The following is a 25,361-nucleotide window of genomic DNA, read 5'->3' as shown; positions in this document are numbered from 1 at the left end:
CCCTCCTAGCACACGATGAACAACACCCCACGCCTGCTGGCTGCCGTCGACATGGGTTCGAACAGCTTCCGCCTGATGATCGGGCGGGTGGACGAAACCCCCACCGCCAATGGCCCGGCCAGCCAGATCTTCCAGGTCGACGCGCTGCGCGAGCCGGTCCGCCTGGCCGCCGGCCTGACGCCCGACAAATACCTGGACCAGCCCGCGCGGCGCCGCGGCATCGATGCGCTGCGGCGCTTCGGCGACCGGCTGCGCGAGTTCGCGCCCAACCAGGTGCGCGCCGTCGCCACCAATACGCTGCGCGTGGCCAAGAACGCGTCCGAGTTCCTGATCGAGGCTGAAAGCGCGCTGGGCTTCCCGATCGAAGTGATCGCCGGGCGCGAAGAGGCGCGGCTGATCTACCTCGGGGCCTCGCACGACGCCCCGGCCTGCCAGGGCAACCGCCTGGTGGTCGATATCGGCGGCGGCTCGACCGAATTCATCATCGGCAACGGCTACCAGTCCAAGCTGATGGAGAGCCTGTATATCGGCTGCGTATCGCACAGCCGCCAGTTCTTCCCCAGCGGCAACGTCGATGAATATGCGATGAAGCAGGCCGAGCTGGCCGCGCGCCGCGAGATCCAGGTGCTGGTACGCCAGTACCGCGCCGCGGGCTGGGAGCAGGCGGTCGGCTCGTCGGGCACGGCGCGCGCGCTGGCCGAGCTGATCGAACTCAATGGCATGAACGACAGCACCGCCGAGCACGGTATCACGCGCGAGGGGCTGGAGCGCCTCAAGCGCGCGCTGATCAAGGCCGAGAATACCAACCGCGTCAAGCTGACCGGCCTCAAGGCGGACCGCATCCCGGTGCTGCCGGGCGGCTTGTCGATCATGCTGGGTGTGTTTGCCGAACTCGATATCGAGCGCATGGATGTTACCGACGGCGCGCTGCGGCTGGGCGTGCTGTACGACCTGCTCGGACGCAGCCACCATGAGGACATGCGCACCGTCACGGTGGACCAGTTCATGCGCCGCTACGGCGTGGACCGGGCCCAGTCCAGCCGCGTGCGCCGCGCCGCGCAGACGCTGTTGTCACAGTTCCCGGAGCCGGCCAACGAACGGCGCGAGGACAACCTGGCGCTGCTGGGCTGGGCCGCCAGCCTGCATGAGATCGGCATGACGATCTCGCACAGCGGCTACCACAAGCATTCGGCCTATATCGCCACTCATGCCGACATGCCGGGCTTTTCCAAGACCGACCAGGCGCGGCTGGCGACGCTGTTGCTGGGCCATGCCGGCAAGCTCGGCAAGCTGTCGGGCAGCGGCAGGTTCGTCGACTGGCGCATGCTGTTCAGCCTGCGCCTGGCCTTTGTGCTGTGCCGGCGCCGCTCGGACGTGGCCTTGCCCGATATCCGTGTGAGCCAGCTGGCCGAAGCGCTGGACGAAGGCTTCACCGTGCGCCTGCCGCAGGCGTGGATCGAGGCCAATCCGCTGATCGAATACAGCCTCGCGCAGGAGGCTGACGAATGGCAACGGATCGGCAAGCGCTACAAGGTCATCTACGACTGAGCGCAGCGCGGAGGGCGGCCGCCAGGGGGCGGCGGCCGCTGACAGGGCCAGGCGCCGCTCAGGCGGCGTTGTTCAGGCCGAGGAAGTGGCGGGCGTAGCGCGGGTTCATGTCGTTCACGCGCAGCAGCGTCAGGAAGTCCGCCACGTTGAAGTCCGGATCCCAGGCCGGCTGGCCGCAGATCTTTGCGCCCAGGCGCAAGTAGCCCTTGATCAGCGCGGGCGGCTCGACGTCCAGCTGCTGGTTCAGGTCCTCGACCGGCAGCGGCACGCGCGGGAAGGCATGGTATTCGATCGGTGCCAGCGAGCGTTCGCTGAACAGCCGGTGGAGGCTGGCCGCGTAGTGGCCGCCGTCGTTCATCGGCACGCTGGCGCAGCCCAGCATCGATTCGATGCCCCAGCGCTGCAGGTACTCGCCCAGGCCGCCCCACAGCGCCATGATGACGCTGCCCGAACGGTAGTCGCGGTGCACGCAGGAGCGGCCCAGTTCCAGCATCTTGGGGCGCAGGTGGGCCAGGCGCACCAGGTCGAATTCCGATTCCGCGTACAGGCAGCCCAGGCGCTTGGCCTGGTGCGGCGGCAGCACGCGGTAGGTGCCCACCACGCGCAGCGTGGCCATGTCGCGCACGATCAGGTGGTCGCAGTAGGCATCGAACATGTCGATGTCCAGCTCCGGCACGGAAGAGGTCAGGCGCGCGCCCATTTCCTCGGCAAAGACCTTGTAGCGCAGGCGCTGGGCTTCGACTACTTCGTCCTGGTGGCGCGCCCACGCCACGCTGAGAACAGGCGATTCATGTGCCGGTGTATCTGATTGGCGATGAAGACGGCTCCGCGCCGTCTGGCCACCAAGGCCATTGGGCAGAGAGTCAAAAAGCGGCTGGGTGGGCGTCGGCAGATCTCGCATCAGTATGTCCTTTTGGTGACGAAACTGTTGCGATGCAATGTAGTGAGGGCGGGTGACAGTGCCGTGACCCGGGGATGACCGTTCCGTGACGTCTCCTGCCAGGGCGGACGGTTGGGCAGTTTCGGGCGACGGGTCAGGGGTGTGAGTTGCGTTCCTCGCCAGCAATATGACGATTGGCCGGGCCATTCATGGGGAATCTCCGTGACACCTGCTTTCGGCACCGGAAGAGGCGCCAAGGCCACTCTGGTAACGGGAGATTCCGCCCGCCATCAGCCATTTCTGATTTTGACGGGACAGGATGGGTCAGGTGCCGTCAGGCGGTACCAGGCATGCCGGAAGGCAAGGCTCAGAGGAATTCGGGGTTGATGACGGCGCGCAGCACGGTCTGCGCCTCGCTTTCGCGGGTGCGGCCGGTCAGCCACCAGATGCCGCTCTTGCGCACGCTCCAGTTCATTTCCGAGCCGGCCAGCAGCAGGCTGGCGACGCGGCCAATCCAGGGCTGGTGCCCGACCACCACCACATGCTCGGGGCGTTCCGGCCACTCGACCGCGGCAAGCACCGCGCTGACGTCGGCGCCGGGCGCAAGGGCATCAATGATCTCCGCCTTGGCAGTCAGCGCGGCCGCCGTTTCACGGGTGCGCAGCGCGGGGCTGCACAGCACGCGGGTGTCGGCCGGCAGATGCGCGCGCAGCCATTTGGCGGATACCTCCGCCTGCTTGCGGCCGCGGCGTGTGAGCGGGCGCTGCAGGTCGGCATGGCGGCTCAGGCTGAGCGCGTCGGGGAGGTCTTCGGCTTCGGCGTGGCGCCACAGGATCAGGTTCATGTCGGGCGGGGCAATGAGCGTGCTTCGAGTATGGTGAAGCGGCCCGAGCGGCGCAAGCGCCAGCGGGCCCGCGCCGGTGGCGCAGGCCAGGCTGGACGCAGCGCGTAAACGGAAGCGGGCTGCCTGTCGGGCAGCCCGCAAGTGTGTCCGGGCGCGGTGTCAGCGGCGTGACAGCGCGTCGGCGCACAACGGCCGCGGCGCGGGCGACAGCCGCGCATGCGGTATCGCCGGGGCCGCGCAGAAACTCAGGACTTGTGGCGGAAGTTGATGCGTCCCTTGGTCAGGTCATAGGGCGACATTTCCAGGGTGACACGGTCGCCGGCCAGGATGCGGATGCGGTGCTTCTGCATCTTGCCCGAAGCGTATGCCCAGATTTCGACGCCGTTTTCCAGCGTGACACGATAGCGGTTGTCAGGCAGGGCTTCCGACACCACGCCGCCAAATTCAATGAGTTCTTCCTTAGCCAATCTGTCTTCCTTTCCGACAGCCCGTGAAGGCTGCATGGTTGCGATTTCAAAAATCCTGTTCGGTTCGCCCGTCACGGCGCGGAACCGCGGCACATTGCGCCGATTGCGGCGAAGTGCGCCTTGGGTTGTTCGGGGCAAGCTCACGCGGACTGCGGCGCGCGGCGCCTGATGCTCGGTCCTGTCAGCGGTATCGCCCAATGGGCGCGGATGGCTTGGGCGAGCCTGGCCGCTGACGGCCGGGGAGGCCGTGTGCTTTGCGGAGCAGGCGGGCAGGTTGTACCCGGTGGTTCGCCAGTTTGGTGTCGTCGCGGAAGGCCCGCGCCGGCTGCTGCTGTTCGCTCGCGAGAGCGCGCTGGTGAGAACGCCCGGTTACAGGGATGCACGGACACCCCGGGGGCTACTTTGACATTGTATCACGTACGCAGTTGCAGCATGGCCAGCACGTTGCGCCGGACGGCCGGCCACGGCGGTTGCACCGCGCCGGGCAGGTCGGCAATAGATGTGCGGTAGAGGTATCTTAATGTGGTCTGGCCGGCTTGGTATTTGCCCCATATGAGCTAGAACTAACTCGTACGGCCTTGCCGGGCCGGATCTCGCAAGGAGACTGCCATGGAACTCCATCTGGAATCGCACCGCTACGTTCGCTGCCGGCCGGACTGGCGGGCAGCCGTGGTGGCGGGGCTGATTGCCGGCGCGGTCTACATGGTGCTGGAGCTGCTGACGGCGCGCTTCCTGCTGTACCAGGGTGCCTGGGGCACCGTGAAGATGGTCGCGGCAATCATCCTCGGGCGTGAAGCGCTGTCTGCTGATGCCTTCAACTGGACCGTCGTGCTTTCGGCGGGGACGGTGCACTTCGCGCTGTCGATCATCCTGGCGGCGGTGCTGGCAATAATCCTGTCGTCATTCCGTTTCGATTCCAGCCTGTGGTTGGCCTCGGTGGTCGGGATCGTGTTTGGCGTGGTGGTCTACCTGGTCAATTTCTATCTGCTGGGCGCCTATTTCAACTGGTTCGACGAGGCCCGCGGCTGGGAAAGCCTGTTCGCCCATGCGCTCTTCGGGCTGGTGGCGGCCGACGTCTATTGCAATCTCGAGCGACGGCGTGGCGAGACGGAGCAGCAGCCTGCCTGAACCAGGAGGTGGAGATGAGGGAGGGGTGGTAGCAGCCGGCATCCTCCCGGCTGGCGCTTCCGGTTAGCCCATCTGGTTGATATGACGTCTAACGCGCTCGCACTAACCTAGAGGCAAACGATCAGAGCGGCCGCCGCCAACCATGCCTGCGGACGGCTACACCGGAGTACCGAGCCCATGCGGGTCGCAATCGTCAGTACCGAAACCACTGGGCTCACGCCAGCGGACGAGCCCGTCAGCATCGGCCTGCTGCTTGTCGAAGTGGCGCCGCGGGCTGGCACGCTGTTGCGGGAGATCACTGACTATTACGGCTCGCAGGAGCCCACCGTGCCGATCAGCGAAGCTGCCACCGGCACGCACGGATTGACCGCCGAGATGCTGCGCGGGCGGCGCTTTGACGTCGATACCATCCGCGCCATCATTGACGACGCGGATGTGCTGGTCGCCCACGGCGCCGAATTCAACGCGCGGATGCTGGGAAAAGTGCTTCCCAACATCCAGCACAAGCGCTGGCGCTGCTCGGTGCGCCAGGTTCGCTGGGCCCAGTACTTCCACGCCCCCAACCACAAGCTTGATACGCTGTGCGAGCACCTGCACATATTTCGGCCCCGCCCGCAGGTTGCGCTGGATGATTGTCTGGCGCTGTCCAAGCTGCTGTTCCAGCACATGGGTGCTGCCGGCCAGGCCACGCCCATGGGCTTCCTGCTGGCCGAGGCCGACTTCGTGCCGCGTGTTGCGATCAGCATGCCTGCGCGACCCGTGCCGCCGCCGTCACCTGCGGTCCCGGCCGGCGCAGGCCAGTCATGGATGCCAAAGGTTGAGGCCGGCCATGCGGGCCCAAGCCGGGGGCTGGTCATCGTCGCGGTGATGCTGATGCTGTTCGCGGGCGCGCTGATCTGGCCGGACTTGCTGCGGTGGTGAGAACAGATCTTGCCAGGCCGGCAGCGCTGGGAGGGGCTTTTGTATGGGCGCCCGGCGCCGCATGGCGCACTGGATTTTAATCCAGCACTAAAGCAGCAAAATCAATAGTGAATTGCCAAGTATTTGGCGTGCGACCGCAACACGGCCGAGGCGACCGTTCACGTCCGAAACATACCTCTGCCTGATATGGCTCCGTGGGTCGGAGAATTACGCTTGCAGAAATAAATAGTGGAGGGGGATATGAGCGCGGAACTCGTGCGCTTCCTCGAAGACATCTCAATCCGCGCCCTGTTAAGCGTGGCTCCGATGTGCGTGATGCTGCTGATCATGGTCTCGCCGGAAAGGCGTGTGACGCCCGCCCGGCCGCGAGCGTCCGGGCCTTTTTGCTAATCCAGCATCCGCAATATCATCGCCTGCACCACTCTCGGCACGAGCGTGACCGCAATAAGAATTTCTCCAATCTCTTCCCCCTCTGGGACATCCTCTTCGGCACGCTACGCCGGCCTGGGCGCGACGAGTTCGTTGATGTGGGGCTCGGTTCAGGCGACGCGCCTCATAGCCTCTGGCAGGCGTTGTTATGGCCATGGTGCCGTATGCGCCAGGTATCGACACCCTTGGAACGGATGCCCGGGGCATGAATTTGGGAGGGGCGAGCGAGTGTGGATGCAATCGGTCAGAGTTGCTCTGCCGAAGGGGCGGCATGGGCCCGAACCACTGTGCGTTAAATCAGTGCTGTATAGGGCACGCCGACCACTGGATATTAGGGAGCGGCCAGGAATTAATTAGGAAAGCCGTTAGGGAATGAAAAAAGCGGCTTAGACGTTGCCGCCCAAGCCGCTGATTCCATTACATATTTCTGGTCGGAGCGATAGGATTCGAACCTACGACCCTCTGATCCCAAATCAGATGCGCTACCAGGCTGCGCTACGCTCCGAAGCCCGCGATTGTAGCTGGACTCTGGGCTTGCGGTCAATGTAATGTGATGATGCCCGCTCTGGCGCACTCAACCTTGCCGGCCTGCTCCCCCTTCTGGCGGGGGCGCTTTGGCTTGACTTGGGTTTGCGCGCTGGGATAATCCGCAAACCGCACCAGTCCGACCGGCGTGCTTTTGGGAACGCCCGGTTTGCCTATTTCCTTCCGGACTGACCTGATCACCACAACAAGAACGGCGCTCCCGCCCGCGGCGGGCGCCTCGGCCTGTTTGCGTCTGCCGGCTGGCGGCGCCAGGCGTCCTGAAACCGGGTATGCGGCATTGATAACAACGGTCCGACACAGGGCCGGTAAAGAGCAGGTAACAGCGGCGCCATGCGGTGCACCGCTGGTCGCCTTGGACGGGAATGAAGATGTTTCAGTCGCACATAGTTGTGCTCATCGCAGGGTTGTTTGCCCTGCAGATGGCTGTGGTTTGCGTGGTGTTGCGCCGCTCGGCGGGCATGAATCGCAGCGGCCTGACGTCGTGGGCGCTGGGGAGTGTGCTGGCGGCAATGGCCGCGGCCCTGGCGGCGGTGCAGGAACTGCGCCCGCTTTGGCTGGTGCTGGAATCGAGCGACCTGGCGCTGCTGGCGGCGCTCTCGGTCATGGCCGTGGGCGCGCGGCACTTCGCGGCCCGGCCCGGCCGCGCCGTGCCGTTGCTGGCGCTGAACCTGGCGGCCGCAGCGGCGGTGGCCTGGCACGACCTGGCGCCGCAGTATCTTGCCGTGCCGGTGCTGGTGCCGGAGATGGCACCGCTGCTGACGATGTGCCATATCGCACTGCTGCTGGACCTGGCCCGCAGCGCCATGCCGTCGGTGCCGGCCACGCGCGGCACCGGCCGGCTGGCGGCGTTGTCGCTGGTATTGATCGTCATCGCCGCGGCAGCCATCAACGCATGGACCGTGGCGCTGCCGCTGGCGGCAGTCATGCAGGGCGGCGCCTGGCCGCGGCCGATGCCGTGGGACGGCGAGCTCGCCATGCTCAACGTCTTTGCACTGGTGGGCGTGTCGGTCAGTTTTGCGCTGATGGCGCACGACCGGCTGCGCCGCATGCTGGAGCGGCGCGCGCGCCATGACGACCTGACCGATGTGCTGCTGCGCGGCGCGTTCTGGGAGGAGCTGGAGGCAGCCTGCCTGCGCGCCGAACGGCAGCGCAAGCCCCTGACGGTGGCCTTTGTCGACCTCGATCACTTCAAGGCGATCAACGATGTCTACGGCCACCTGGCGGGCGACAGCGTGCTGCGGCATTTCGCCGGACTGCTGCGCAAGAGTTTCGGCCAGTTCGATGTGGCGGGGCGCCTGGGCGGCGAGGAATTTGCCATCCTGATGCCGGATACGGCGCTGGAGCAGGGCCGGCTTGCCTGCCTGCGGCTGGCCACGGCGGTGCGCGCCACGCCATGCCCGTCCGAGCCCGACCCGATTGCCTATACCGTCAGCATCGGCCTGGCGGCGCGGCAGCCGGGCGAAGGCGCCGATGCGCTGATGCGCCGCGCCGACCGTGCTCTATACGACGCCAAGCTGAAAGGGCGCAACTGCGTGTCCCTGCATCCGGCCGGCAGCGAGGCAGGCACCGATGGCGGCGCTGTCGATGGCCACTACATCACGCGCGCACAGCCGCGCGCCGCATCCTGACCTGCGCCGCTTGTCACTGCGCAGCGGTGCTGCGGTAGAATGCACGCCTTCGCGTCCTTAGCTCAGTTGGATAGAGCACTCGCCTTCTAAGCGAGCGGTCAGAGGTTCGAGTCCTCTAGGACGCGCCAGCCCCCAGGGGCCATCCCATCGAACCAGGTTACTGACTCGTCCCCGCCGGGCGATTCCCGGGCACCTGGTCTGTCACGATCCTGGCACCGACGTCTTTCAGCAAGTGCTGGAAATCGGGCGACTCCAGGATGATCTTTCCCGCGGCGGCGCGCAGGCGGTCGACGGCTTCGGCCGGCAGCGAGAACGACGTCGCCAGCTCATTCAGGTAATCCAGTTCCGCCTTGTCCGTCAGTCGGGCAAACGACACATCGATGGCATAGATGGTCGCGTCCGGCGTGCGCAACGCCGCAGTGACGGCGGCATCCTTGTTCGTGGCAAAGGCGCGCGACTCCCGCAGCCGGCGCATGGCTTGCCACCGGGCCTGATTGTCCTTCAACAGTTCGGTCGCCTCATAGGAATAGTGGTCGATTGGCACGCCGGTGGCTTTCACCAGAATCTCCAGCGTGCCCGGCGCAGACTCTGACTTGTCCCATGTCGTTCGGGGCGTGGACAGCGAATTGACGACAAAGACAACGATCCTGCGGGTATGGTCCAGGGGTGAGGGCTGGCCGTTCAGGTGCAGGGACTCCAGGACCTCCAGGGAGTCCAGCACGCTGCGCATGCCCAGGTTGTCGGAGACGCCGCCGTCCACGACATGGATATAGGGCCGGTTGACGCTGTCCCCGTATTCCGCTTCTTCCTTCAGGTGCCGGGTTGCGCGAGCGGCCGGCCGGGGTGGGTCGCTGGCATCGATAAATGGCTTGATCCAGTCGGGAGGCACGTAGCCGCAATTGCCCCCGTAGTTGTTGAGCGTGATGGGCGTCAGGACCACGGGAACCGCCGACGATGCCGCGGCGGCACGGGACAGGCGCAGTGCATTGAGGTCGGAGCAGAGTACGTCGAAGGTGGTCTGCGTGAATGGCAGGCGTGCGCCCGTCGAGATGTCCGTGGCCGAGGCAATGATGAACGGACCCTTGCCCCGATGGAGGTCGCCAAAGGTTGCCCCATGGAAAAGGATTTCGTCATACAGGTCGGCGGCCAGTTCAGAGCGGCCCCATCCGCTCGACCACAACGACGGCCAATACGCCGGATTCAGCGTCCGGAACGTGATCTCGCCCTGCACGTCGCGTTTGAGGAAGCTCTGTTCGTAGAGATCAAACAGTTTGTCGCCATACAGGCCGTAGGCGAGGGCAGTGAAGCTGCCACCTGACACGCCGGTGATGACGCTGACATGGTCGAGCAGGCGTGACCGGTTGCCCTTGGGTCCGACGACTTCGGTATTGCGCAGGAACTCAAGCACGCCATACGAGAATGCTGCCGCGCGCGTACCGCCCCCTGAGAAGGCAAGGATGACCAGGTTCTCGTTGTCCGCCGCATACTGGGGCCGCGTGAAGAATCGATAGCCGGTACTCTGGTCCGCGTGCGCGATCGGCGGATTGACTGGCCGGGAGGCGCAGGCGGCAAGCAGCAGCAGCATCGAAATGACGGCCAAGGCTGAGGTCGGCAATCTGGCCATAGGTCCTCCGCGGCGAATGCAGGACGAACCAGACCGGGGGGCGGCGCCCTGCAACTCCCCCAATACTAGACGGCCAATGTAGCGATAGGCGTACGTTTTGAGGTTGTCCCGGCCCCGTCACTCGTCTAGACTGGATTTCACCTGTCCAAGAGATCGGTACGTAACCTGGCTTGGCGAATGCGCGGCGATGAGGTTGCCGATCCGGTACTTTTGCGGTGATCTGCAGGGAGACCAGCGATGTTGCCCACGCCCACTTCAGAGAGAGCGCTGTCCCGCGGACTACTCGATGTGCTGATCCGTGCCGGGCTGATCGCGGTGCTGGCAATCTTCTGCTTCCAGATATTCCGCCCCTTCCTCGATCTCATTGTCTGGTCCGTGATCCTGGCGGTGACCATCTACCCGCTGCAGGTCAGGCTCAGGCGCAGGCTGGGCAACAAGGACGGCCGCGCCGCCACGCTGATCGTGCTGGCCGCCATCGCCATCATTGCGCTGCCAGCCTACCTGCTGGGTGCCGCCATGGTCGATTCGATGGAGAATGCGATCGCCATCGTCAAGAGCGAAGGCATTCATATTCCGCCACCGCATGAGTCGGTCGCCAGCTGGCCGCTGGTTGGCCAGCGCCTGTATGACCTCTGGCTGCATGCCGCCTCGGACCTGGCCAGCTTGGTGCAGACGCTGGCGCCTCAGATCAAGGAAATCAGCCTGGCCGTGCTGGCCGCAGCCGCCGGCATCGGCAAGGGGCTGCTGATCTTCGTCTTCGCGCTGATTATCGGGGGCATCTTCATGGCCTACGGCGAGGCCGGCAACCGTAGCGCCGTGCAGATTGCCTCGCGCATTTTCGGCCCGGAGAGGGGCCCGCGCATCGCCACGCTATGCACGGCGACCATCCGCGCGGTGGCGCAGGGGGTGGTCGGCATTGCCTTCATCCAAATGCTGCTGATCGGCATAGGCTTTGTGATCAAGGGGGTTCCTGCCGCGGGCGTGCTGGCCATGGCCGTGCTGCTGCTGGGCATCGCGCAGTTGCCGGCCACGCTGATCACCGTGCCAGTGATCATCTATGTCTTTGCCACGGAAGGTGCCAGCGTTGCCACTATTGTCTTCGCCATCTATGTCTTCGTAGCAGGACTGGCCGACAACGTGCTCAAGCCACTGCTGCTCGGGCGTGGCGTCGATGTGCCGATGCCGGTGGTGCTGATCGGTGCCCTGGGCGGCATGGTGACCGGCGGCGTGATCGGCCTGTTCATCGGCCCGGTGGTGCTCGCGGTCGGGTATCAGCTGTTCTGGCAATGGGTGGAAGACCCGCCGCCGCACGCGGATCCCGGCAACCAGCAACAGACCTGAAGTGGTCCGGGCCGCCCATGTCGCGCTGGAATCCTCCGTTGCGCGCATTGCTGGCCGGCGCCTGCTGCCTTGGCGGCTGCGCGCGCCTGGGGCCGGATTTCCAGTCGCAGCATGAACCCTGGATGCAGCAGTGGCACAGCCCGGCGCTTGAGCAGGCGACCGGGCAGCGGGCCCAGCCCGACATCCGCGAGTGGTGGCAGGTCTTTGCCGACCCGACCCTCGAACGCCTGATCGCCGAAGCCGACGCGCACAATGCCAGCCTGCGGATTGCCGGCCTGCGCGTGATGGAAGCGCGCGCCCAACTGGGCATTGCCCAGAGCGGGCGCTTCCCGCAACTGCAGCAGGCCAGTGCCGATGCCCTGTACACGGATCGCCGGCAGGCCGGTGGCCTCAACCCGCAGAATAGCCGCTTCTGGCAATACAGCGCGGGCTTCGACATCGGCTGGGAACTTGATTTCTGGGGCCGCTTCAGCCGCGCCATCGAATCCGCCGATGCAGCCTATTTTGCCGCCCGCGCCAACCGCGACGATGTGCTGGTGCTGCTGCGTGCCCAGGTGGCTGACACCTACTTTGCGCTGCGCACGGCCGAGGCACGGCTGCGCATCGCCCGCGAAAACGCGGCGCTGCAAAAGCGCAGCCTTGAAATCACCGAGCGGCTGTTCAAGAGCGGCGAGACCGACGAGCTCGACCTGCAGCAAGCGAAGACGCAGTACCTGGGCACCCTGAGCAGCATCCCTGAATTTGAAAGCCAGATCATGCGCACCCGCAATGCCCTGGCGGTGCTGATAGGCCGCCCGCCGGGCCCGTTGCCGGAACTGCCGGAGCTGGCAGGCAAGGAAGGGGTGATTCCACTGATCGATCGCGCGGTACTGCAGGACGTGCCCGCCAGCCTGCTGTTGCGCCGTCCGGATATCCGCGCCGCCGAGCTGCAGATTGCCGCGCAATCGGCGCTGATCGGCGTGGCCGAAGCCGATCTCTATCCGTCGCTGACGCTGCTGGGCAGCATTGTCTGGTCCGCCAGCACGCTGGCCGGCACGCCCAACAGCCTGGCCCTGATCGGCGGCCCCAGCCTGCGCTGGAACGTGTTCGACTACGGCCGCATCAAGAACACCGTGCGCGTGCAGGACGCCCGCCTGCAGCAGCTGATCGTCGCCTACCAGGATGCCGTGCGGCAGGCCGCGCGCGAGGCCGACGATGCCGCCAGTGCGCTGATCAAGGCGCTGGAACGCGAGCAGATCCTGCGCGACACTGCGCTGGCCGCCAGGCGTTCGCTGACGCTGGCCAACGCGCTCTACCGCGAAGGCTACTCGGACTTCCAGCGCGTACTGGATTCCCAGCGTGCGCTGGCCACCCAGCAGGACACCTACCTGGTCAACCGCAGCAATGCCGTCAGCAACCTGATCGCCTTGTACAAGGCGCTTGGCGGCGGCTGGCACAGCGAGCAGCCACTGGTGGATCCGGCCACCCGTCAGCAGATGCAGCAACGCACCGACTGGGGGACGCTGCTGGATGAGCCAGGCCCGCCGTCCGCCGGTGCCAGCCTCCCTGTGAAGCAGAGGTAGATCTCCGTGAACGAGAGCCGATGAGCGACGCCCCGCAACCCCCCGCAGCCCCAGCGCCCGGCGCACCGCCGCCCGCCGCCGACCCGGCAAGGAAGGGCGTGCGCTGGGTGATCCTGCTGATCGTCATCAGCCTGGTCTGGTACCTGCTGGCCGACCGCCTGACCCCGTACACGCAACAGGCGCGGGTACAGGCCTTCGTGGTGCCGGTCGCGGCGGAAGTGTCCGGGCGCGTGACCAAGGTGCATGTGCGCAACAACCAGGACGTTGCGGCAGGCACTGTCCTGTTCGAGGTGGATCCCCAGCACTACAAGATCGCCGTGGACCGCGCCCGCGCCGATCTGGAGTCGACACGCCGGCAGATCGGCGCCAGCACCGCGGGCATCGAATCGGCGCAGGCATCGCTGCGCGCAGCACGCGCCAACGAACTCAAGGCGCGCCAGGACAGCAGCCGTCTGGAGCGCCTGTACAGCGATGACCCCGGCACCATTTCCCTGCGCCGTCTGGAGGTGGCGCGGGCCAGCCTCGAGCAGGCTGTCAGCCAGGTCGCCGCCGCCAAGGCCGAGGTCCAGCGTGCGCGCGAACAGCAGGGGGGCAGCGAGGAAGAGAACGCCAAGCTGCGCAGCGCCGCCACGGCCCTGGAAAAGGCCGCACTGGATCTTGCCAATACGCAGGTGCGGGCGCGCGCCGCCGGGCTGGTCACCGACCTGCGCACCGATGCCGGCCAGTTTGCCGCGGCCGGCAACCCGGTCATGACGCTGATCGCGATCCACGATCTGTGGATCAGCGCGGAGATGACCGAGAACAACCTGGGCCGTGTCGAGCCCGGCACGCCGGTTGCCATCGTGCTGGATGCGCTGCCGGGCAGGATCTTCGAAGGTCGTGTGCGCAGTGTCGGCTATGGCGTCAACGTCGGCCCGAGCACGCCGCCGGGCAGCTTGCCGACGGTGCAGAACAGCCGGGACTGGCTGCGTCCGGCGCAACGCTTCCCGGTGGTGGTCGAGCTTGCCCATGGCGAACTCGCCTCGATGCGCGGTATTCGCGTGGGCGGGCAGGCCGAGGTCATGGCGTTTCCCACCCAGGGCAACCCGCTCAATCCGCTCGGCCGCGTATTCCTGTACCTGATGAGCTGGCTTTCCTATGTCTACTGACCGCCCGGCGCTGCCGTTGCCCGCGCGCGAACCACGCGCCCAGCGTTCGCTGCGCGTGGCGTGCGGCACCGCGCTGTGCCTGGCGGCCAGCTTCGGCCTGGGCCTGCCGGTCCCCATGCTCGCGCCGGTGCTCGGCGTGTTCCTGCTGGCCAGCGTCAACCAGCCGATGTCAGCCAAGGCCGGGCTGGGCCTGGTGCTGGTCGTGATGCTGACTACTGGCACCGGCCTGCTGCTGATCCCCTTGCTGCGCTACTACCCGGTCAGCGGCGTGTTGATGATCGGCCTGTGCCTGTTCCTCGCGTTTCGCTACGGACTGCGCGGCGGCAACAACCTGGTCTCGACCTTCCTGGTGATTGGCCTGACCATGATCTCGGCGGCGGGCACCTTCGATTTCGGTCTGGCGGTCACGGTCATCGGTGCCCTGGTCAAGGGACTGCTCGTCGCGGTCGTGGTGCTGGCACTTGGCCACTGGCTGTTTCCCGAACCGGCCGGCGCGCAGGCGCCGCCCGCGGCCAAGGCCCTTCCGGATGACCAGGCCGCCTGGATTGCGCTGCGCGCTGCGCTGGTGGTGATGCCGGCCTTCCTGCTGGCGCTGAACGACCCGGCCGCGTACATCCCGATCATCATGAAAGCGGTCACCCTTGGCCGGCAAAGCTGCACCACCACGGCACGCGGCGCCGGGCGCGAACTGCTTGGCTCGACCTTGTTCGGCGGCGTGCTGGCCATCCTGTTCTGGTGCGCGCTCAGCCTGTTCGTGCATTTGTGGATGTACTTCCTGTGGATGCTGCTGTTCGGCCTGCTGGTGACGCGCAAGCTGTATGGTCTCAGCCCGTCGGGGTACCCGCCAGGCTTCTGGGTGAACACTCTCGTGACGCTGATCATCCTGCTGGGCCAGTCGGTGCAGGACAGCGCGGCCGGGAAGGATGTCTATACCGCCTTCGCCGTGCGCATGGGCCTGTTTATCGGCGTCACGCTGTATGCCTGGCTGATGATCGAGCTGCTCGACCAGCCGCGCAGCGCACGACGGCACGCCCGCTAAAGAGGCCGGTCGTGCTGAGCAACCTGCTGATCGGCCTTCCCGTGATGCTGCTCTGCCTGCTGCTGCAGGCGGTCTTCGTCGCTATCTGCCTGCGCTACTACGTGCGCTTCAGGCATGCGCGGCAAGCCCGAGAATCGCTGTGGCAGGAGATCCTATTGTTGTCGGTCGTGATGATGCTGACGTTGCTCGGCAATTTCGTGCAGATGGCAATCTGGGCAGTCCTGTTCATGCTGCTGGGCGAGTTCAACGATTACGCCACCGCGCTGTATCACTCTGGCGTGAATTTCGCCACCCTGGGCTATGGCGATATCGTCATGTCCGAACCCCGGCGCCTGCTGGGGCCGCTCGAGGCGGCCAACGGCATCCTGATGTTCGGCGTCTCCACTTCGGTGATGACCGCGGCGGTGCTTGACGTGATCAAGCACAACCTGGCCAGGCTGCGGCAGGACGAAGGGCCATAGGAGTGGAGGTGTTGTAGGCATCAGCTCGGCCACGGGAGATGTCGCGCCGCGGCACACGTCACATTCCTGGGAGGGTTTTAATATCGGATGCCGAAATTTCTGAATTCCCTAATCTCTGAAAGCCGACGATGATCTCGGGCGGGGTTCGGGCAATCGCTGTATCCCGACGTCTGCGAAAACTGGCCCGTTGCGGACGACCATCAGGCTGGCTGCACTCGCCATCCAACTATCCAGGGAGACTCAGATGATTGCGCGACAGCTTTCGATTGCCAGCCTGGCGCTGGCGGCTTGCCTCGCCTCCGGAACCATTGGTGCGCAGCAACAGCAGCCGCCGATGAATGCCAAGGAAGCCAAGGCGAAGTTCTCGGAGAAGTTCAAGGCTGCGGACGCCAATCACGATGGCAAGCTGACCCGTGAGGAGGCGCAGGCGGGTATGCCGGAGGTGTACAAACAGTTTGACCAGATCGACGCCAAGAAGAAGGGCGAGGTGACCGAGAGGCAGATTGGCGCGTTCTGGGCGGCCAAGACGAAGCAACGCAACACCGCCCAGAATCCGGGCGGGTTGAACTGATCGGGCGCAAGCATAGCGGGCAGGACAACGTAGCGCGGCGGGGGGGGCAGGCACAGGCCTGGCCCCATCGCCGCGCTGCGTTTTCCAGTCAGGAAATCGTGTAGGTGGTACGTTCCCCGGGGTTGTACAGGTCCCTGGCCAATTGCAGGATCTGGTCCCGATGATGGTCGAATGTGGCGAGAAGGGCGGATTCTTCCGCGGTACCCTGGTGGCTCAGGCGCAGAAGAATGTCGTCAGTGACCTGGAATGCCACTTCGCGCGCGTTGTCATAGCCCCAGAAACAAACGCAGTGCCGCGCCGCATCGTAGCTGCGGCTGGGATTGGGAAAGTTCAGTGCCATTGCAGACTCCTGTCCGGTCACGGTACGCCGTGCATGTTGGGCTTGCTGGCGCCAGCCGGTGCTGCCAGCCCTAGTATGCACCCGTTTCCCGCCAGCCGGGCATCTGTCTGCGCTGGCTGCTGCAGCGCATGACCCGCGTTCTTGGCGAAAGATATTTCTTTTGCCGGCGATTTAGCGCGTATGCTGGGGTTGCCATTATCTCCAGGCAAGCCATTCAGGAGCCCATCATGGCCAAGAGTCAACTACGCAGCAGCCGCGAAGCCAAGAAACCCAAGCAACCGAAGAAGCCATCGGTGCCGGCCTCACCCTTCAGCACGGTCCAGTTTCGCGGACACGATGAGGTCGCCAAGAAGAAGAAATGACTGAGACTGACAGCGCAGGGATCATCTGGTCCCTTGTGTTCCTGGCCGTGTTGGTCGGGGTCTACGGCTACATCATCCGGGTGGGCATCCACCACAAGCCGGTGTTCGGCATCGCGAAGCATTCGCTTCGGTACTGGTGGCACCGGCTGGTCCACGTGACCAGGTAAGCCAACGCAACGCCGGCCAGTCAGGCCGGTGCGGGCAAGATTTGCGGTTTTGCCGCACAATACAGCCTGCGCGCCGCACAGGAGCACGCTGGATCGATCAGAGGCGAGGGCACTGACCTCGCCCGTCAGCGGGCGGCATTTTGTTGAACATCCTGCAATCCTGTACATGGCCGCCCCACATGCACATTCCGCCGCGGATCCCGTCCGCGGCGCAGACACTTCCTTTTCTTCCCGCGATCACCAATCATCCGGCCGCCTGCCGCTGCTGGCGCTTGGCGTCGGCAGCTTCGGCATCGGCACCGGCGAGTTCGTCATTATGGGTTTGCTGCCCGATGCCGCCAGCGACCTCGCCATTTCCATCCCGCAAGCCGGCCACCTGATCAGCGCCTATGCGCTGGGCGTGGTCATCGGCGCGCCGCTGCTGGCGGTGCTGGGCGCGCGCTGGCCGCGGCGCAACCTGCTGATCGCGCTGATGGCGGTGTTTGCCGCCGGGAATATTGCCAGCGCGCTGGCACCTTCCTATCTGTCGATGATGGTGGCGCGCCTGCTCACGGGCTTTCCGCATGGCACCTACTTCGGCGTGGCGGCGCTGGTGGCCGCCAGCCTGGTCCCGCGCGAGCGGCGCGCACAGGCGGTGGGGCTTGTGATGCTGGGCCTGACCATTGCCACGCTGGTAGGTGTGCCGATCGCGGCCACGGTCGGCACCTGGCTGGGCTGGCGCTCGGCCTTCCTGATCGTCGGTGCCCTCGGCGCGCTGACGGCGCTGCTGGTATGGCGCTGGGTGCCGTTCGTGCCGGCCGACCGGCGTGCCAGCCCGCTGCGCGAGCTGTCGGCACTCAAGCACAAGCAGGTGTGGCTGACACTGGGCATCGGCGCGATCGGCTTTGGCGGCATGTTCTCGGTGTTCAGCTATATCAAGCCGACCATGCTGGAGCTGGCGCATATGCCGGCGGCGGGTATCCCGGTGGTGCTGGCCCTGTTCGGCATCGGCACGGTGGCGGGCAACCTTGCCGGCGCGAAGCTGGCCGACAAGGCCTTGATGCCGACCATCGGCGGCGTGCTGGTGTGGGCGGCGCTGGTGCTGGGCGCCTTCACCTTTACCGCGTCGCATCCCTGGCTGGGGGCCATCAATGTGCTGCTGGTGGGCACCACGGTGGCGCTGGGCCCCGCCTTGCAGATCCGGCTGATGGATGTCGCCGGCGACGCGCAGACGCTGGCCGCGGCCCTCAACCACTCGGCCTTCAACATGGCCAATGCGCTCGGTGCGTGGCTGGGCGGGGTGACCATCGCCGCCGGCTACGGCTGGGAGTCCACCGGCTGGGTGGGCCTGCTGCTGGCGCTGGGCGGCCTGGTGGTCTATGCGTGGTCGATGCTGAGCATGGGCCGGCAGGGCGCGCCCGCCGCGGCGCAGGCGTGATGCAGGCGGACCTGGTCCGCGCACAGGTCCGCAAGGAACAAAAAAGGGGTGCCTCATCGGGCCCCCCTTTTTCATCTGCGTCCCGCTGGCGGGGACTGGCTTACTCTGCGTCCGCGACGCTTGCGCCGACCACGTTGAAGCCGCCGTCGACATAGGTGATCTCACCGGTCACGCCGCTGGCCAGGTCGGACAGCAGGAAGGCGGCCACGTTGCCGACTTCTTCGATGGTGACGTTGCGGCGCAGCGGTGCGACGTCTTCGAAATGGCCGAGCAGCTTGCCGAAGCCCTTGATGCCCGAGGCGGCCAGGGTCTTGATCGGGCCGGCCGAGATGCCGTTGGCGCGGATGCCGCGCGGGCCGACCGACGAGGCCAGGTAGCGTACGCTGGCTTCCAGTGAGGCCTTGGCCAAGCCCATGGTGTTGTAGTTGGGGACCACGCGCTCGGCACCCAGGTAGGTCAGCGTCAGCAGCGAGGCCTTGTCCGACAGCAGCGGCAGCGCGGCCTTGGCCAGCGCCGGGAAGCTGTAGGCGGAAATGTCATGGGCGATACGGAAACCTTCGCGCGACAGGCCTTCCAGGAAGTCGCCGGCGATGGCGTCGCGCGGCGCGAAGCCGATCGAGTGCACCAGCCCGTCGAACTTCTCCCAGCGCTGGCCCAGCGCGGCGAAGGTCGCGGCGATCTGCTCGTCGCTGCCGACGTCGCACTCGAATACCAGGTCGGTGCCGAATTCCTTGGCAAAGTCGCTGATCCGGTCCTTGAACCGTTCGCCGACATAGGTGAAGGCCAGTTCGGCGCCTTCGCGTTTGCACGCCGATGCGATGCCATAGGCGATCGACCGGTTAGAGAGCAAGCCGGTGATCAGGATCCGCTTACCTGCCAGAAATCCCATAAATTCTCCAAGGTGGTGTATCAGGCACGCTTCGTGCGTCCGCCGTGCGGCCGTGCGCGTGCCTTTGCTGTCCTGCGGCCGTTTTTATTGCGCCGCGCAGAGGGAATGTCCGGATGGCTGGCGCCACCCCCGACGCATGTAAAATTGTCTCATACTTGGCCCGGCCGCAGAATGCCGGGCCCCACAGGTCATAGTGGAGGAATCCAACGGGATGCCTATTCAAGCACGTTGGCCGCTTCAGGCGGCATGGCAGTGCTTCCGGCGGGATGCGGTACTGCGCGGTTGGGTCGCAAGCGGGCTGGCGATGGCGCTGGCGGCGGGGGTCTCTCTCTTATCCAGTCCGGCGCTGGCGGCGCATGGCTTCGCGCTGCACGGGGACCTGAAGTACCAGGCGGATTTCCGGCAGTTCGACTACGCCAATCCCGATGCACCCGCCGGCGGCACGCTGACACTCGCCAATCCCGACCGGCGCACCAGTTTCGATAAGTTCAATCCGTTCACGCTGAAGGGCACGTCAGCGCCCGGCCTGAACGCGCTGATGTTCGAGTCGCTGCTGATCAGCAGCGCCGACGAGAGCGCCAGCGCCTATGGCTTGCTCGCCGAGGACATCACGGTGGCGCCGGACGAGCTATCGGTCACGTTCACCATCCGGCCACAGGCGCGCTTCTCCAATGGCGACCCGGTGCTGGCGTCGGATGTCAAATATTCTTATGACATGCTGATGAGCAAGGCCTCGAGCCCGGGCTACCGCAGCATGTGTACCGATGTGAAGGCGGTGATCGTCGCCGGCGAGCGCACGGTGCGCTTCGAATTCAAGCAGCGCAACCGCGAGCTGCCGCTGATCGTCGGCTCGCTGCCGGTGTTCTCGAAGAAATGGACGGCCAAGATCCCGTTCGAGAAGCTGACCTTCGAGCCGCCGGTCACCAGCGGCCCCTACCTGATCGAGCGCTATGACGCCGGCCGCGGCATCATCTTCCAGCGCGACCCGAAGTACTGGGGCAAGGATCTCGCGGTGCGCCGCGGCACCTTCAATTTCGCGCGCGTGGCCTACCGCCTGTACAAGGACGAGACCGCCAAGCTCGAGGCCTTTAAGGCAGGGGAGTTCGACGCCATCGTCGAATACAAGGCCAAGAACTGGGCCAAGAGCTACCAGGGCACCCGTTTTCGCAACGGCGAGCTGCTGAAGACCGAGTTCCCGCACCGCAACGGTGCCGGCATGCAGGGCTTCGTGATGAATATGCGCAAGCCGGTGTTCCAGGACGTGCGCGTGCGCCAGGCCCTGATCCTTGCGCTCGACTTCGAATGGCTGAACCGGCAGTTGTTCTACGGCGCCTACAAGCGGCTGGACAGCTGGTTTTCCAACAGCGAACTGGCCGCCAGCGCCACCTTCGACGGCCGCCCCGGCCCGGGCGAGATGGCGCTGCTTGAGCCGCTGCGCGCGGAATTGCCGCCAGAGGTGTTCGGCCCGGACGTGGTCCAGCCCAGCACCGCGGCGCCGCGTTCGCTGCGCGACAACCTGCGCGAGGCACGGCGCCTGCTGGCCCAGGCCGGCTGGACCTATACGGATGGCGCACTGCGCAACGCCAAGGGCGAGACGCTGGTGTTCGAGTTCCTCGACGATGGCGGCGCCATGAGCCGCGTCATCACCACCTATGTGCGCAACCTGGAGAAGCTCGGCATCCAGGTGAACCAGCGCACCACGGACTTTGCCTTGTACCAGAAGCGGCTGGAGGATTTTGACTTCGACATGGTGTCGATCCGCTTCCCGGACTCGCAAAGCCCCGGCAACGAACTGCGCGACCGCTTCTCCAGCGAGGCGGCCGGCACGCCGGGCTCGGACAACCTGTTCGGGCTGAAGTCGCCCGTGGTCGACAAGCTGGTGGACAACGTGCTGCACTCCCATACCCGGCAGGAGCTGGTCACCGCCGGGCGGGCGCTGGACCGGGTGCTGATGCATGGCTACTACATCGTGCCGAACTGGTACAGCGCATCGCACCGGGTGTCATACCGCAAGACGCTGGCCTACCCGGAGCGCCTTCCGTATTACTACACGGCCGAAGGCTGGATCCTGAGCCACTGGTGGCGCACGGACCTGCAGGCGCAGGCGCGCTGACGCGCCCCGCCGCGACCAAGACAAGGATGAGGACCGGCCGATGCTTGCCTACCTGCTCAAGCGCATTCTGCTGATGATCCCGACGCTGATCGGGGTCATCACGCTGACCTTTGTGGTGATCCAGTTCGTGCCGGGCGGCCCGGTCGAACAGATGATGATGGAACTGAAAGGGCGGGGCGGCGCCGGCGAAGCCAGCGGCGGCGGTGCCGAATACCGCGGGCGCCGCGGCGTCGACCCCGAGAAGATCAAGGAGATCCAGGCCCTGTACGGCTTCGACAAGCCGCCGCTGGAGCGCTACTTCCTGATGCTCAAGCGCTTTGCCCGGTTCGACCTGGGCCAGAGCTATTTCCAGCACCGCAGCGTGTGGGAGCTGGTCAAGTCCAAGCTGCCGGTGTCGGTCAGTCTGGGTTTGTGGACCTTCTTCCTGACCTACCTGATATCGGTGCCGCTGGGCATCTCCAAGGCCATCCGCGCGGGCAGCCGCTTTGACGTCGTGACCAGCATCATCGTGCTGGTGGGTTATGCCATCCCCGGCTTTGTGCTGGGCGTGCTGTTGCTGGTGCTGTTCGGCGGCGGCACCTTCGTGCAGTGGTTCCCGCTGCGCGGTCTGACCTCCGACAACTGGGAGCAGCTCTCGCTGATGGGCAAGGTGATGGACTACCTGTGGCACCTGGTGCTGCCGATCACGGCATCGGTGGTGGGCAGCTTCGCGGTGGTCACCATGCTGACCAAAAATGCCTTCCTCGAGGAAATCCGCAAGCAATACGTGCTGACCGCACGCGCCAAGGGCCTGGGCGAGCGCCGCGTGCTGTGGAAGCATGTGTTCCGCAACGCGCTGATCCCGCTGGTGACGGGTTTCCCGGCCGCGTTCATCGGTGCCTTCTTCACCGGCTCGCTGCTGATCGAAACGCTGTTCTCGCTGGACGGGCTGGGCTTGCTGTCCTATGAGGCGGTGCTGCGGCGCGACTATCCGGTGGTGCTGGGCACGCTCTATCTGTTCACGCTGATCGGGCTGGTCACGCGCCTGATCTCCGATGTCTGCTACGTGCTGGTGGACCCGCGCATCCATTTCGAGGGCTTGCACCGATGAAACTGTTCACGCACGCGGCCCCCAACGGGCTGCCGCATTCGCCCTCGCCGCGCCAGCGCGCCTGGCAGCGCTTTCGCCGCAACCGGCGCGGCTACTGGAGCCTGGTGATCTTCGTGGTCATCTTCGTGCTGAGCCTGGGCGCCGAGCTGCTGTCCAGCAACCGGCCGCTGGTGGTGCACTACAAGGGCGAGTGGTATTTCCCCATCGTCAAGGTCTACCCGGAAACCACCTTCGACGGCGATTTCGCCACGCCCGCGGACTACCTCGATCCGTATATCCGCGACCGCATCACCACCAACGGCAACTTCGCGGTGTTCCCGCTGAACCATTATTCGTACGACTCGCTCAACTACTTTGCCAAGGAGCCCAACCCGGCTCCGCCGTCGGCAGAGAACTGGCTGGGTACCGACGACCGCGGCCGCGACATCCTGGCCCGGCTGCTGTACGGCTTCCGCGTGTCGGTGCTGTTCGGCATGGCGCTGACCGTGATCGGGGTGCTGGTGGGCACGCTGACCGGGGCGCTGATGGGCTTTTTCGGCGGGCGCTTCGACCTGTTCTCGCAGCGTGCCATCGAGATCTGGAGCTCGATGCCGGAGCTGTATCTGCTGATTATCTTTGCCTCGATCTTCGAGCCCAGCCTGGCGCTGCTGATCATCCTGCTGTCGCTGTTCGGCTGGATGGGCCTGTCCGACTACGTGCGCGCCGAGTTCTACCGCAACCGCTCGCTCGACTACGTCAAGGCGGCGCGCGCGCTGGGCCTGTCCAATGTGCAGATCATGTGGCGCCATATCCTGCCCAACAGCCTGACCCCGGTGATCACCTTCCTGCCGTTCCGCATGAGCGCCGCCATCCTGGCGCTGACCAGCCTGGATTTCCTCGGCATGGGCGTGCCGCCCACCACGCCCAGCCTGGGCGAACTGCTGGCGCAGGGCAAGGCCAACCTGGATGCGTGGTGGATTTCGCTGTCGACCTTCGCGGTGCTGGTGGTCACGCTGCTGCTGCTGACCTTCATGGGCGACGCGCTGCGCGATGCCTTCGATACCCGCCTGGGCCTGGCGGCGCTGCGCGGCCGGGTCGAACCCAAGATCCCGGCCGGCGCGCCAACCGGGGCAGCACCGGAGGCCACGCCATGACCGCGGTGTCTCCCGTGATCCAGCCGGCCGTGGCGCCGGCCGCGGCGCCGGCGCCCGGTTCCACGCTGATGTGCGTCGACAAGCTTTCCGTCACCTTCGGCCACGGCGAGCATGCCACCCGTGCCGTGCGCGAAGTCAGCTTCGATCTGCGCGCGGGCGAGCGCTACGCGCTGGTGGGCGAGTCGGGCTCGGGCAAGACCGTGACCGCGCTGGCGATGCTGCGGCTGGTGGAGGACGCCTACTACGACGGCGCCATCCGCTTCGAGGGCAAGGACCTGCTGGCGGTGTCGGACCGCGAGATGCGCGGCATCCGCGGCGCCGAGATCGCGATGATCTTCCAGGAGCCGATGACGGCGCTCAACCCGCTGTACACCATCGGCAACCAGATCGTCGAGACTCTGGCGCTGCACGAGGGCCTGGACCGCCGCGCCGCGCGCGAGCGCGCCATCGCGCTGCTGGAGCGTACCGGCATCAGCGACGCCGCGCACCGCTTCGACAGCTTTCCGCACCAGCTCTCGGGCGGCCAGCGCCAGCGCGCCATGATCGCCATGGCGCTGGCCTGTCGCCCCAAGCTGCTGCTGGCCGACGAGCCGACCACGGCGCTGGACGTGACCATCCGCGCCCAGATCATGGACCTGCTACGCGACCTGCAGGCCGAGTTCGGCATGGCGGTGATGCTGATCACCCATGACCTCAACCTGGTGCGTTCCTTTGCCCAGCGCGTGGGCGTGATGGAGAAGGGCGTGCTGGTCGAGACCGGCGAGACCGCGCAGGTGTTTGCCGCCCCCCAGCACCCCTACACCCGCAAGCTGATCGACAGCCGCCCCAGGCGCGAGGTGCTGCCGCTGGTGCCGCTGGCGCCGGTGCTGCTGGAAGCGCGCAAGCTGAGCGTCAACTACGCGCGCAAGCGCCGCGGGCTGGCCGGCTGGTTCGGCAAGGACCAGTTCGCGGCGGTCAAGGACGTGGACTTCCAGCTGCGCGAGGGCGAGACCGTCGGCATCGTCGGCGAGTCCGGTTCGGGCAAGACCACGCTGGCGCATACCGTGCTCGCGCTGCAGCGCAAGAGCGGCGGCACCATCCATTTCCTGGGCCGCAGCTTCGACACCGCCACGCGCGACGATCGCCGCCAGTTGCGCGCGCGCATGCAGGTGGTGTTTCAGGACCCGTTCGGCTCGCTGGCGCCACGCATGACCATCGAGCAGATCGTCGGCGAAGGCCTAGCGCTGCACCAGCCCGGCCTGTCGCGCGAGGGCACGCGCCAGCGCGTGATCGAAGCCCTGCGCGAGGTCGGCCTGGACCGTACCGCGCTGGGCCGCTATCCACATGAATTCTCGGGCGGGCAGCGGCAGCGCATCGCCATTGCCCGGGTGCTGATCCTCAAGCCGCAGATCCTGGTGCTGGACGAGCCCACCTCGGCCCTGGACGTGTCGATCCAGCAGCAGGTGCTGGCGCTGCTGTCCCAGCTGCAGCACAAGTACAACCTCACCTACCTGTTCATCAGCCATGACCTGGCGGTGATCCGTGCCATGGCGCATCGGGTTTTCGTGATGAAGGCGGGGGAGGTGGTCGAGGCCGGCGACACCGAAGCGGTGCTGGGCGCACCCCAGCACCCCTATACGCGCAAGCTGATGGCGGCGGCGCAGGTCGGCGCGGCCTGACCCGAAAATGTGCGGCGCATCAACGCCGCGGCCCCGCCTGACTAGCATCCGGTTG

The 25,361-nt window shown here is 66.0% G+C and carries 25 protein-coding genes and 2 tRNA genes; 20 read left to right on the top strand and 7 right to left on the bottom strand.

The annotated features are described in order from the left end of the window. Positions 1-15: 15 nt before the first annotated feature. Positions 16-1,548: an exopolyphosphatase gene (gene ppx, locus CNE_RS11405; protein ID WP_013957277.1), complete on the top strand. Its 1,533-nt coding sequence runs from the start codon at positions 16-18 to the stop codon at positions 1,546-1,548. A 58-nt stretch (positions 1,549-1,606) separates the two neighbouring features. Here the strand turns inward: ppx and CNE_RS11400 are convergent, their stop codons facing one another. From CNE_RS11400 to infA, 3 genes are all read right to left on the bottom strand, one after another. Continuing rightward, entirely contained in the window at positions 1,607-2,449 is an 843-nt protein-coding gene (locus CNE_RS11400) for a GNAT family N-acetyltransferase (RefSeq protein WP_013957276.1), read from the bottom strand. A gap of 346 nt (positions 2,450-2,795) precedes the next feature. Next, a complete protein-coding gene (locus tag CNE_RS11395; protein ID WP_013957275.1) occupies positions 2,796-3,272 on the bottom strand; it encodes a SixA phosphatase family protein in 477 nt (158 codons plus the stop codon). A 245-nt stretch (positions 3,273-3,517) separates the two neighbouring features. Next, entirely contained in the window at positions 3,518-3,739 is a 222-nt protein-coding gene (gene infA, locus CNE_RS11390) for a translation initiation factor IF-1 (protein ID WP_008641674.1), read from the bottom strand. 609 nt (positions 3,740-4,348) lie between these two features. Here infA and CNE_RS11385 point away from each other — a divergent pair. The 4 genes from CNE_RS11385 to CNE_RS43040 all read left to right on the top strand — a co-directional run bounded on the left by CNE_RS11385 (position 4,349) and on the right by CNE_RS43040 (position 6,426). Next, positions 4,349-4,867 carry a hypothetical protein gene (locus CNE_RS11385; protein WP_013957274.1) on the top strand — a complete coding sequence of 173 codons (519 nt, stop codon included), beginning with the start codon at positions 4,349-4,351 and terminating at the stop codon, positions 4,865-4,867. Between the two features lie 177 nt (positions 4,868-5,044). Further along, entirely contained in the window at positions 5,045-5,788 is a 744-nt protein-coding gene (locus CNE_RS11380) for an exonuclease domain-containing protein (protein WP_013957273.1), read from the top strand. A gap of 240 nt (positions 5,789-6,028) precedes the next feature. Further along, complete coding sequence (locus tag CNE_RS42075) at positions 6,029-6,178, top strand: hypothetical protein (protein WP_013957272.1); 150 nt, start codon at positions 6,029-6,031, stop codon at positions 6,176-6,178. Continuing rightward, positions 6,172-6,426, top strand: a complete 255-nt coding sequence (locus CNE_RS43040; protein WP_404997193.1) for a sterol desaturase family protein — start codon at positions 6,172-6,174, stop codon at positions 6,424-6,426. The genes CNE_RS42075 and CNE_RS43040 overlap by 7 nt, the downstream gene beginning before the upstream one ends. Before the next feature lie 219 nt (positions 6,427-6,645). Here the strand turns inward: CNE_RS43040 and CNE_RS11375 are convergent. Beyond that, positions 6,646-6,722 (bottom strand) — tRNA-Pro (locus tag CNE_RS11375). A gap of 409 nt (positions 6,723-7,131) precedes the next feature. On the opposite strand from CNE_RS11375, the gene CNE_RS11370 reads away from it, so the two are divergent. Both CNE_RS11370 and CNE_RS11365 read left to right on the top strand, forming a co-directional pair. Then, positions 7,132-8,391 carry a GGDEF domain-containing protein gene (locus tag CNE_RS11370; RefSeq protein WP_013957271.1) on the top strand — a complete coding sequence of 420 codons (1,260 nt, stop codon included), beginning with the start codon at positions 7,132-7,134 and terminating at the stop codon, positions 8,389-8,391. A gap of 51 nt (positions 8,392-8,442) precedes the next feature. After that, a tRNA-Arg gene (locus CNE_RS11365) sits at positions 8,443-8,519 on the top strand. Positions 8,520-8,548: 29 nt separating this feature from the next. Here the strand turns inward: CNE_RS11365 and CNE_RS11360 are convergent. Further along, a complete protein-coding gene (locus tag CNE_RS11360) occupies positions 8,549-10,069 on the bottom strand; it encodes a patatin-like phospholipase family protein (protein WP_228772358.1) in 1,521 nt (506 codons plus the stop codon). Between the two features lie 183 nt (positions 10,070-10,252). Between CNE_RS11360 and CNE_RS11355 the strand changes: the two genes are divergently transcribed. The 6 genes from CNE_RS11355 (at position 10,253) to CNE_RS11330 (ending at position 16,137) form a co-directional block, all read left to right on the top strand. Next, a complete protein-coding gene (locus CNE_RS11355; protein WP_013957269.1) occupies positions 10,253-11,356 on the top strand; it encodes an AI-2E family transporter in 1,104 nt (367 codons plus the stop codon). A 17-nt stretch (positions 11,357-11,373) separates the two neighbouring features. Beyond that, on the top strand, positions 11,374-12,918 hold the full coding sequence (locus CNE_RS11350) for an efflux transporter outer membrane subunit (protein ID WP_013957268.1): 1,545 nt from the start codon (positions 11,374-11,376) through the stop codon (positions 12,916-12,918). Between the two features lie 20 nt (positions 12,919-12,938). Continuing rightward, the gene (locus CNE_RS11345; protein WP_013957267.1) at positions 12,939-14,066 is read left to right on the top strand and encodes an HlyD family secretion protein; all 1,128 of its coding nucleotides are present in this window, start codon (positions 12,939-12,941) and stop codon (positions 14,064-14,066) included. Further along, complete coding sequence (locus CNE_RS11340) at positions 14,056-15,105, top strand: DUF2955 domain-containing protein (protein ID WP_013957266.1); 1,050 nt, start codon at positions 14,056-14,058, stop codon at positions 15,103-15,105. Before CNE_RS11345 ends, CNE_RS11340 begins: the two co-directional genes overlap by 11 nt. Before the next feature lie 11 nt (positions 15,106-15,116). Further along, on the top strand, positions 15,117-15,566 hold the full coding sequence (locus CNE_RS11335; protein WP_013957265.1) for a potassium channel family protein: 450 nt from the start codon (positions 15,117-15,119) through the stop codon (positions 15,564-15,566). A gap of 244 nt (positions 15,567-15,810) precedes the next feature. Continuing rightward, positions 15,811-16,137 (top strand): EF-hand domain-containing protein, encoded by a 327-nt coding sequence (locus CNE_RS11330; protein ID WP_013957264.1) that lies wholly within the window; start codon positions 15,811-15,813, stop codon positions 16,135-16,137. Positions 16,138-16,225: 88 nt separating this feature from the next. Here CNE_RS11330 and CNE_RS11325 read toward each other — a convergent pair whose 3' ends face one another. Next, positions 16,226-16,477: a DUF1488 family protein gene (locus tag CNE_RS11325; protein WP_013957263.1), complete on the bottom strand. Its 252-nt coding sequence runs from the start codon at positions 16,475-16,477 to the stop codon at positions 16,226-16,228. A gap of 227 nt (positions 16,478-16,704) precedes the next feature. Between CNE_RS11325 and CNE_RS42715 the strand changes: the two genes are divergently transcribed. The 3 genes from CNE_RS42715 to CNE_RS11320 all read left to right on the top strand — a co-directional run bounded on the left by CNE_RS42715 (position 16,705) and on the right by CNE_RS11320 (position 18,423). Continuing rightward, the gene (locus CNE_RS42715) at positions 16,705-16,839 is read left to right on the top strand and encodes a hypothetical protein (RefSeq protein WP_013957262.1); all 135 of its coding nucleotides are present in this window, start codon (positions 16,705-16,707) and stop codon (positions 16,837-16,839) included. Further along, on the top strand, positions 16,836-17,006 hold the full coding sequence (locus tag CNE_RS41705; RefSeq protein ID WP_167540172.1) for a hypothetical protein: 171 nt from the start codon (positions 16,836-16,838) through the stop codon (positions 17,004-17,006). The genes CNE_RS42715 and CNE_RS41705 overlap by 4 nt, the downstream gene beginning before the upstream one ends. A gap of 166 nt (positions 17,007-17,172) precedes the next feature. Further along, on the top strand, positions 17,173-18,423 hold the full coding sequence (locus CNE_RS11320) for an MFS transporter (RefSeq protein WP_013957260.1): 1,251 nt from the start codon (positions 17,173-17,175) through the stop codon (positions 18,421-18,423). Between the two features lie 100 nt (positions 18,424-18,523). On the opposite strand, the gene fabI is transcribed toward CNE_RS11320, so the two are convergent. Then, positions 18,524-19,312, bottom strand: a complete 789-nt coding sequence (gene fabI, locus CNE_RS11315) for an enoyl-ACP reductase FabI (RefSeq protein ID WP_013957259.1) — start codon at positions 19,310-19,312, stop codon at positions 18,524-18,526. Positions 19,313-19,523: 211 nt separating this feature from the next. On the opposite strand from fabI, the gene CNE_RS11310 reads away from it, so the two are divergent. Genes CNE_RS11310 through CNE_RS11295 form a run of 4 tightly spaced genes read left to right on the top strand, consistent with a single transcriptional unit; the run spans position 19,524 to position 25,306 of the window. Next, positions 19,524-21,425, top strand: coding sequence for an extracellular solute-binding protein (locus CNE_RS11310; protein ID WP_013957258.1), 1,902 nt, complete (start codon positions 19,524-19,526; stop codon positions 21,423-21,425). Positions 21,426-21,465: 40 nt separating this feature from the next. After that, on the top strand, positions 21,466-22,515 hold the full coding sequence (locus CNE_RS11305; RefSeq protein WP_013957257.1) for a microcin C ABC transporter permease YejB: 1,050 nt from the start codon (positions 21,466-21,468) through the stop codon (positions 22,513-22,515). Continuing rightward, positions 22,512-23,648 (top strand): ABC transporter permease, encoded by a 1,137-nt coding sequence (locus CNE_RS11300; protein WP_013957256.1) that lies wholly within the window; start codon positions 22,512-22,514, stop codon positions 23,646-23,648. The genes CNE_RS11305 and CNE_RS11300 overlap by 4 nt, the downstream gene beginning before the upstream one ends. Then, positions 23,645-25,306 carry an ABC transporter ATP-binding protein gene (locus CNE_RS11295; protein WP_013957255.1) on the top strand — a complete coding sequence of 554 codons (1,662 nt, stop codon included), beginning with the start codon at positions 23,645-23,647 and terminating at the stop codon, positions 25,304-25,306. Before CNE_RS11300 ends, CNE_RS11295 begins: the two co-directional genes overlap by 4 nt. The last annotated feature ends 55 nt before the right edge of the window (positions 25,307-25,361 follow it).

The organism is Cupriavidus necator N-1, assembly GCF_000219215.1.
GTDB lineage: Bacteria > Pseudomonadota > Gammaproteobacteria > Burkholderiales > Burkholderiaceae > Cupriavidus > Cupriavidus necator.
This window is presented reverse-complemented; position numbering and strand designations above follow the sequence as displayed.